Source organism: Streptomyces sp. MnatMP-M17 (genome assembly GCF_900091995.1).
GTDB lineage: Bacteria > Actinomycetota > Actinomycetes > Streptomycetales > Streptomycetaceae > Streptomyces.
Window position 1 is genome coordinate 1 of record NZ_FMDK01000299.1, and the last position, 8437, is coordinate 8437.

Genomic DNA, 8437 nt, shown 5'->3' on the forward strand with positions numbered 1-8437 from the left:
CCCCGCCCCCGCCGATGCCCGCCGAGTACGGCTCGGTGACGCCGAGCGCGGCGGCGGTGGCCACGGCCGCGTCCACGGCGTTGCCGCCCTGTCTGAGCACCTCGATCCCGGCGGCCGAGGCATCCGCGTCGACGCTCGCGACCGCTCCTCCGTATCCCGCCGCCACCGGCGTTTTCTCCGGTGGACGAGGTGTGGTCGCCACTGATGACGGCAGTGCCTGGGCACAGGCCGAGAGCAGGGCGACGGCAACGGCCACAGCCGAAACATTCCGCGCGGCGGAGCGACGCATCCGTACCTCCAGTCAAGGACAGTCCGGGCAGCCTAACTTCAGCGTGCCCGTGCCGTCAGGACCGTCTCGAACAATGTTCGCGCCGTGCCTATACGATGCGCGCCCATGACTGACGACATACGCAACATCGTGCTCGGTGTGATCGCCGCGGGCGTCAGCGCCTCTCTGGGCTGGCTCGCCCGTACCTATCTCTGGCGCCGCAGACTCCGCCGTAAGCAGGCGTTCTTCGGGCTGCCCGGAAACTCGGAGTGTCTGCTCGTCGTCAATCGCGAGGCGGGCGGTGACGGTGCGGTCCACCGCCATGACGTCTTCGCGCTGCTGGAGCTGTCCGCCCTGATCAAGGACTGCGGCGCACACGCCGAGATCGTCCAGCACGACATCGCGCGCCAGGGCTTCGGTGAGCGTACGGAGTTCTGTGTGGGCGGTCCCGCGTCGAACCGCCGGATGGCCGCGCATCTCGGTTCGCTGCTGCCCGGTGTCAAGGTCAACACCGAGCCCGAGCCCAAGGCCGAGCGCGGCGCGTTCCAGATCGGCCCGGAGCGCTATCTCGCGGAGCCGGGTGTCGCGGAGTATGTCCTGCTGGCGCGGCTGACCGCCGGGGAGGGAGAGCGGCCGGTCTTCCTCTTCTGCGGCCAGCGCGCCATCACCAATCAGGCCGCCTCGCGCTATCTGGCCCGCCATCACGAGAAGCTGGCCCGCAAGTACGGCGGCAGCGCGTTCTGTCTGCTGCTGAAGGTGGTCAACTCACAGGCGTACGGCCCCGATGTGGTGGAGCTGGTCGCCGATGTGACCAGGGCGGCCCAGCAGCCCGTGCCTGTCGCCGACTGAGCGGCACGGACCGAGCGCCGTGCCGAGCGGAACCGGCCGGGCATCGCGCAGAGCGGCAGGGACCGAGCGTCGTGGGCGCCACCGCCGAGCGTCGTGGGCGCCACCGCCGAGCGTCGTGGGCGCCACCCGACCGGCACGCAGCTGACCTTCTTCCCGTCCGAGAAGTGATCTCCGGCTGCTGCCGGACGGGCCACTGCCCTTGAGCTACCGCCCGTCCGGCAGCAGCGTCCCCGGTTCGGCCGGGACCGCGCCCATGGTCTGCGCTCCCGGTCCGCGCCGCCGGCGGGCGGCGAGCCGATGGGCGAACCACGAGAGCAGCATGCACATCCCGATGTAGATCGGTGAAATCACCATCACCACGGGGATGAACGGCAAATCGTAGTCGAGATTCGACGCGATGAGCTTTCCGGCATGGAGGAACTCCTCATAGGTAATGAGATAACCGAGTGATGTGTCCTTGAGAGCGACCACCAACTGGCTGATGATCGTGGGCAGCATGGCGCGGACCGCCTGCGGCACCAGCACGTACGTCATGACCTGCGTCTTGCGCATGCCGAGCGCGTACGCCGCCTCCCGCTGACCGCGCTCGACCGAGTTGACTCCGGTACGGAACACCTCGGCGAGCACGGAGCCGTTGTAGAGCGTCAGACCCGCCACCAGCGCGGGCAGGGCCCGCACCTGGAGCGCCACGAAGATGAAGAAGATCATCACCAGTACGGGCATGGCGCGGAAGAACTCGACCGGCGCGGTGGCGAGCCACCGTACCGGACGGTGCTCGGAGAGCCGGCCGCAGGCGAGCACACCGCCGAGCGCGACCGAGAGCACCGCCGCGCAGACGAACGCCGCGAGGGTGTTGCCGAGGCCGCGCAGCAACAGCTCCTGAATGCCCCGGTACTCGAAGGGCCGCCATTTCGTGGCGCTGAACTGACCGGTGGCGAAGAGCAGTTGGACCACCCAGCCGAGCAGCAGGACGATCGCCGCCGTCGAGACGACACCGTAGAGCCGGTGGCGTCTGCGGGTCCTGGGCCCGGGGATGTCGTAGAGGGCCGTCGACTCGGCCACCGGTCGCGCCGGACTCACCACGCCCACCGGCTCCCTGGCACCTGTGGGCCTCAGCGGGCCCATCGGGCCGACCGGGCTTGTCGGCCTCACCGGCCTCACCGGGCGATCCCCCAGCGCTTCTCCAGCACATTGAACAGCGCGCTGATGGAGAGCGTGATGATCAGATAGCCGACGGCGATCCACACAAAGGTCCAGATGATGCTGAAGCCCAGCTCGTTGAGCGTCTTGTAGGTGCCGAGCAGTTCGGTGACGCTGAACGCGCCCGCGATCGCCGAGTTCTTGGCGAGGGCGATCAGCGTGGAGCCGATGGGCGGGATGACGGAACGGAACGCCTGAGGCAGGATCACGGCGCCGAGCGTCTGGCCGAAGGTCATCCCGAGACCGCGGGCCGCCTCGCCCTGCCCTTTGGGCACGGTGTTGATGCCCGAGCGCAGCACCTCGCAGATGAACGCGGAGGTGTAGCAGCCGAGGGCGAGTACGGCGAAGAGCTGGAACGGCAGCACGAGCCCGAAGCGCGGCAGGCCCAGCAGGACCGCGAAGAAGAGCAGCGTCAGCGGAGTGTTGCGGAGCACGGTGACCCATACGGTGCCGAGGGCCCGCAGGGACCGTACGGGCGCCACCCGGCAGGAGGCCATCACGAACCCGAGCGCCAGGGCGAGCAGTGAGGCGTAGACCGTCAGCTCGACCGTGCCGAGGAAGCCCTCGCCGTACAGGGAGAAGTTCTCGGTGAGTACGTCCATGTCGGCTCCCTCAGTTCGCCGGATAGCGGTCGACGGCCGGGGCGGGCGCGGGCTTGCGGCCGGAGAGACCGAGAGTCGCGTCGTAGGCCTTGCGCCAGTCGCCGTTCTTCTCGTGCGCCACGATCGCGTCGTCGAGCGCGAACCTCAGGGCGTTGTCGTCACGCGGGACGCCAATGCCGTACGGCTCCTTCGAGAAGGGCCTGCCGACCACCTTCAACGCGTCGGGCGCCTTGGCCGCGTAGCCCATCAGAATGGTGTCGTCGGTGGTGACGGCGTCGACCTGGTAGGTCAGCAGATTGTCCACACAGACCGAGTAGGTGTCGTACGCGACGAGTTCGGCACGCGGATAGTCGTCCTTGATCCGCTGGTACGGAGTGGAGCCCGCGGCCGAGCAGACGCGCTTGCCGTCGAGATCGCGCGGCCCGTCGATGCCGTGCTCGTCGCTGCGTACGAGGAGGGACTGGCCCGCCATGTAGTAAGGACCGGCGAAACCGACGAGCCTCTTGCGCTTGGCGTTGATGGTGTAGGTGCCGACGTAGTAGTCGATCTGCCCGTTCTGGAGGGCGGTTTCGCGGTTCGCGGAGGCGATCGTACGGAAACGGACCGCCGCCGGGCCGAAGCCGAGGGACGCCGCCGTCATCTTGGCGATCTCGATGTCGAAGCCGGAGTAGACACCGTTGGCGGGATCCTTCTCGCCCATGTACGGCTGGTCCTCCTTGGCGCCGACGACGAGATGCCCGCGCTCGCGCGCTGCCGTCCAGGTGGCGGAGCCGGGAAGCCGGAAGGTGTGGTCGACCTGATAGCGAGGCAGCGCGTCGGGCTCCGGGCCCTTGACGGGCGGACTGCCCGGCTTGCCGCACCCGGCGCCGGAAGCGGCGGCGAGGAGCACGAGCGGAGCTGACACGAGGGCGGTGCGGATTCTTCTCGTACCGACGGCCATACGCTGCCCCACCCCACTCCCGGCTGTGTCGAGGTCAGCGCAAACTATCCAGCCGGACAAGGGACTTCGCGCACGACACGCACGGGTGGGACATAAGCGATATTTAACGCAAGAGGCGCTCGCTGATCGGACGCCGAGGTCAGGCCTCGGCCGCCTCCGCGTATGTCTGGGACAGTTCGGGCGCTCCGGTGACCGCCCAGTCGAGCCCTGCCTCGACCACCTGGATCTCCCGCCCGGAGGCCAGACGCACCACGGGATGCCCGCCGGGCCAGATGTGCCAGACCGCTCCGGGGACCGTACGGACGATCACCGTGCCGAGATACAGGCCCGCGTCATTGCCCAGCCAGGGCAGCTCTTCCGGATCGTCCCGCCAGCGCGGCGGAAGCTGGTCGAGTGCTTCCAACGAGGCCGGTGAGTCGTCCAGTTGGAGACCTTCACGCCCTGCCCGGACACGGAGCAGCTCGCACTCGGAGAGCAGCTCGGCCACACCCTCCGGCTCACCGCGGACGGCGGCGGCCAGCGAGGTGCTGCGATCACCACCATGCCGCTTGCGCCAGTTGTCCAGAAAAGGAATGTTCATACCGCTCAGAGTGCCACTCCCCCGCCCGCTCCACCATGGGGCACGCGGAACGGCGGATCTAGATGTCCAGCTCCACCACCACCGGGGCGTGGTCGGAAGCGCCCTTGCCCTTGCGCTCCTCGCGGTCTACATAGCTGTCCTTGACCGCCGCCGCGAACGGTGCGTTGCCGTACACCAGGTCGATACGCATTCCCCGGTTCTTGGGGAAGCCGAGCTCACGGTAGTCCCAGTAGGTGTACGGACGGTCGTACTTGAGTGGACGGGGCACCACATCCGTGAGCCCCTCCTCGCGCAGCGCGGCGAGTGCCGCGCGCTCGGCCGGAGTGACATGCGTGGCGCCCTCGAAGCGCGAGATGTCCCAGACGTCCTCATCGGCCGGCGCGACATTGAAGTCACCGAGGACGGCGAACGGGCGCGCACCCGCCGCATCGTCCGCCACCGCCTTCCGCAGTGCCTCGAACCAGCGCAGCTTGTACGCGTAGTGGTCATGGCCGACCTCGCGGCCGTTGGGCACGTACACCGACCACAGACGGACCGGGCCGCAGACCGCGGAGATCGCGCGCGGCTCCTCCACGCCCTCGTACTCGGGCCCTTCGGGCAGGCCCTTGACGATGTCCGACAGGCCGGCACGGGAGATCAGCGCGACGCCGTTCCATCTCCCGTTCGCGTTGACCGTCGACTCGTATCCCAGCTCACGGAGCTGCTCGGCGGGAAACTGCTCGGCGGTGCACTTGGTCTCCTGCACGCACAGCACATCCGTGCCGCTGCTCTCCAGCCAGGCCAGCAGCCTGGGCAGGCGAGCGGTGATCGAATTGACGTTCCAGGTCGCGATGCGCATGCGGACAGCCTATCGGCGGGGTCCGACAGTCGGCGTCCCAGCAGATCGCCGCGGTGCGTGCGTACCGCGCCCGGCGCCGGACCTCGGCGCCGGACCTCGGTGTCAGACCTCCGCGGAGTCGCCCGGCGTGAGCCTGACATGGTCGGCGCCGCTCAGATTGCCGAGATGCGTGTCGTAGACAGGCCTGGCCAGCTCGGTCAGCAGCGCGTCATGGACATCGATCGTACGGCGCGGCTTGACCTCCCGTACGTACTCGATCACCTCGGAGATCTTGTTCCAGGGCGCCATCACGGGCAGCATCAGCGTCTCGACCGGTTCGTCGGGGACGGTCAGCGCGTCGCCCGGGTGGAAGACCGAGCCGTCCACCAGAAAGCCGACATTGGTGATCCGCGGAATCTCCGGATGGATCACCGCGTGGAGTTCGCCGTGCACCCGTACGTCGAAGCCGGCCGCGGAGAAGGCGTCGCCGTGGCCGACGGTGTGGACCCGGCCGGGGAAGGCCGCGGAGACCTGCTCGGCGACGCTGCGCAGCGTCCACAGCTCGGCCGCCGAACTGGCCTCCAGGCCCGCCCGCAGCCGGCCCTCGTGGAAGTGGTCGGGATGCTCGTGCGTGATGAGGATGACGTCCGCGCCGACGGCGGCGTCCTCCTCGGTGAAGATGCCCGGATCGATGACCAGCGTCCGTCCGTCCTTCTCCAGCCGGACGCAGGCGTGCGTCTTCTTGGTGAGCCTCACCGGTGACCGCCTCTTCTCTCGTCTCGCCTGGTCGTTCTCTCGCCCAGTCGCTTCCCGCGCTGCCTGATCCCGCGCGGTCGGACTCCTCGGGTCTCGGATTCCTCGGGGATCCTTCAGGTCCCTTCTGCCATCGTGCTACGCCTCGGGCGTGGTCTCCTCCTGGATTACGGTCCGTGCCACCCGGAAAGCCGTGTTCGCCGCCGGAACACCGCAGTACACGGCCGACTGGAGCAGCACCTCCTTGATCTCGGCGGGAGTCAGACCGTTGCGCAGCGCGGCCCGGGTGTGGAAGGCCAGCTCCTCCATGTGCCCGCCCGCGACCAGCGCGGTCAGTGTGACCGCGCTGCGGGTACGGCGGTCCAGGCCCTCCCTGGTCCATACCTCGCCCCAGGCATAGCGGGTGATCAGCTCCTGGAAGTCACCGGTGAAGTCGTCCGCGGTGGCCGTGGCGCGGTCCACATGCGCGTCCCCGAGGACCTGCCTGCGTACGCGCATACCCGCCTCGTACGGGTCCGGGCGCCCGGCGGAGACGGCCTCCGGCTGCTCGGCGGGCGCGATCTCGGCGACCGGTACGGCCGGTGCGGAGACGGCGGGCTGGAGCAGCCGGTCGGGCAGCACGGTCAGCCCGGTGGAGGTGTCGGACGGGTTGTACCAGGCCGTGGAGAAATGGTGGACGAGCAGATCGGTGACGGCGGCGGGCTGCTCGACCGGCGCGAGATGGGAGGCGCCGGGCACCAGCGCGAGCCGGGCGTCCGGTATCCCGGCCACCAGGGTGCGGGCCTCGGCCGGTCCCGTGACCTTGTCCTCGGCACCGACCAGGACCAGCGTCGGTACGGTGATACGGCCCAGCTCCGCGCGGATGTCGAAGGCGGCGAGCGCCTCGCAGGCGGCTATGTAGCAGCCGGGATCGGTGGTACGGACCATCTGGACGGCCCACTCCACGATGGCCGGCTGGGCGGCGGCGAAGTGCGCGGTGAACCAGCGCTCGGGCGCGGTGCGGGCCATCGGATCCAGACCGTTGGCCCGTACGATCACTCCGCGCTGGCGGAACTCGTCGGCCGTGCCGAACCGCGGCGAGGCGGCCACGACGGCGAGCGAGGCGATCCGGTCGGGACGGCGCAGCGCCAGCTCCGCGCCCACGGCACCGGCGATGGAGCACCCCACATATCCGAAGCGCTGCACCCCGAGCCCGTCGAGCGTGGCCAGCAGCCGTTCCGCCAGCTCGGGAACGCTGCTGGCAGGATGCGCGGGCGCGCCGCCGTGCCCCGGCAGATCAAAGCGGATCACCCGCCACTGCCGAGCCAGCTCGGGCACCTGCCGGTCCCACATGTGCCAGGTGGTACCGAGGGAGGGGCCCAAGACCAGGATCGGTGCGTCTTCCGGCCCGTCACAGCGGTATTGCAGGGTTCTAGTCGTCGTCTCACTCACCCGCTCACGCTCCCATATCTCGCATTTTCTCACGGGAGAGGGGGGCACCCCTTGTCCGCGAGATACGCGAAGCAACTCGCGCGGGCATCGTACAAGCGGACCGGCCGGAGCACGTTCCCGGTCCGCCTCACCATCGTTAAGATCGGCAGCTGACGGCGAAACGGGGAGGGTCATGCGTAGGCAGTGGCAGTGGTACGTGCGGGCTGCGGGGACGGGACTGGGGGCGGTGCTGCTCGCCGGATGCGGCGGCGAGCAGGCGGACACCGCCGCGCCGCTCGATCAGGCGCAGGTCCGGTCGGTGCTGCCGGACGCGAAGGCCATGCCCGGCTGGAAGACCGCAGAGAAGCCCTCGGCGGGCGCCCTGGACACCGAGTTCAAGAAAAGCAGCGTCTGCCCCAACGAGGGCAACAAGGGGTGTGAGGGCTCCCGCTTCCTGGGGTCCGTCACCTTCGAGCGTGCCGACAGCGATGCTCTCGCCGGCCTGTGGATGGTCGCCTACGAGGACGAGCAGGCCGCCGAGGCCGCGTACGACGTGCTCTGGAAGGACACGGCACGCAAGACCGGCAAGGAGAAGGCCGATCTCGGCTCGGCGGGCGAGGAGCGCGACGCGCTGCGCGGCGCCGTCGGTCCGCAGGGCACAAAGGGAATCACAGGGCAGATACGGGTGGGCACGACGATCCTGCGGCTCGATGCCTCCGCCCGCCACGAGGACCAGCTCGACAAGGGCTTCGTGAAGGACATCGCCGCTCTCTTCGCACACCGCGCCCAGCAGGCCCAGAACGGAGAAACGCCCTCAGCAACACTCGGCGACGTCCAGAGTTGATGCCCCGAGGCCCGCTCCGGAATTCCTGCGAAGGCTCCCCTGATACCTGCTCAGGGCCGCCACGGACCGGCCTGGTCCTGCGGGATGTGCATGGCGTGGGGCGGTGGCGGGATGGGACGTCCCCCTGCCGGTGTGAACCGGCTCACCGAGCCGGTTTGCACCGGTGGCCCCGCC

At 69.3% G+C, this 8437-nt stretch carries 10 protein-coding genes; 2 read left to right on the forward strand and 8 right to left on the reverse strand.

Annotated features, from left to right (window positions below):
• Positions 1-256, reverse strand: a 256-nt coding sequence (locus GA0115259_RS14135) for a gamma-glutamyltransferase (protein ID WP_305129419.1), incomplete at its 3' end; no start/stop codon positions are given.
• 138 nt (positions 257-394) lie between these two features.
• Between GA0115259_RS14135 and GA0115259_RS14140 the strand changes: the two genes are divergently transcribed.
• A complete protein-coding gene (locus tag GA0115259_RS14140) occupies positions 395-1117 on the forward strand; it encodes a hypothetical protein (protein ID WP_093596068.1) in 723 nt (240 codons plus the stop codon).
• Positions 1118-1321: 204 nt separating this feature from the next.
• Here the strand turns inward: GA0115259_RS14140 and GA0115259_RS14145 are convergent, their stop codons facing one another.
• The 7 genes from GA0115259_RS14145 to pcaC form a co-directional block, all read right to left on the reverse strand.
• The gene (locus tag GA0115259_RS14145; RefSeq protein ID WP_093596071.1) at positions 1322-2179 is read right to left on the reverse strand and encodes an amino acid ABC transporter permease; all 858 of its coding nucleotides are present in this window, start codon (positions 2177-2179) and stop codon (positions 1322-1324) included.
• Positions 2180-2274: 95 nt separating this feature from the next.
• Positions 2275-2919 (reverse strand): amino acid ABC transporter permease, encoded by a 645-nt coding sequence (locus GA0115259_RS14150; RefSeq protein ID WP_093596074.1) that lies wholly within the window; start codon positions 2917-2919, stop codon positions 2275-2277.
• Between the two features lie 10 nt (positions 2920-2929).
• On the reverse strand, positions 2930-3859 hold the full coding sequence (locus GA0115259_RS14155; RefSeq protein ID WP_093596078.1) for a glutamate ABC transporter substrate-binding protein: 930 nt from the start codon (positions 3857-3859) through the stop codon (positions 2930-2932).
• Positions 3860-3998: 139 nt separating this feature from the next.
• On the reverse strand, positions 3999-4439 hold the full coding sequence (locus GA0115259_RS14160) for a DUF6278 family protein (protein WP_093596081.1): 441 nt from the start codon (positions 4437-4439) through the stop codon (positions 3999-4001).
• A 58-nt stretch (positions 4440-4497) separates the two neighbouring features.
• Positions 4498-5277, reverse strand: coding sequence for an exodeoxyribonuclease III (locus GA0115259_RS14165; protein ID WP_093596083.1), 780 nt, complete (start codon positions 5275-5277; stop codon positions 4498-4500).
• A 102-nt stretch (positions 5278-5379) separates the two neighbouring features.
• Positions 5380-6012, reverse strand: a complete 633-nt coding sequence (locus GA0115259_RS14170; protein WP_093596086.1) for an MBL fold metallo-hydrolase — start codon at positions 6010-6012, stop codon at positions 5380-5382.
• Positions 6013-6147: 135 nt separating this feature from the next.
• Positions 6148-7440 (reverse strand): bifunctional 3-oxoadipate enol-lactonase/4-carboxymuconolactone decarboxylase PcaDC, encoded by a 1293-nt coding sequence (gene pcaC, locus GA0115259_RS14175; RefSeq protein ID WP_093596090.1) that lies wholly within the window; start codon positions 7438-7440, stop codon positions 6148-6150.
• 172 nt (positions 7441-7612) lie between these two features.
• On the opposite strand from pcaC, the gene GA0115259_RS40280 reads away from it, so the two are divergent.
• On the forward strand, positions 7613-8263 hold the full coding sequence (locus tag GA0115259_RS40280; protein WP_161230367.1) for a hypothetical protein: 651 nt from the start codon (positions 7613-7615) through the stop codon (positions 8261-8263).
• Positions 8264-8437 lie beyond the last annotated feature (174 nt).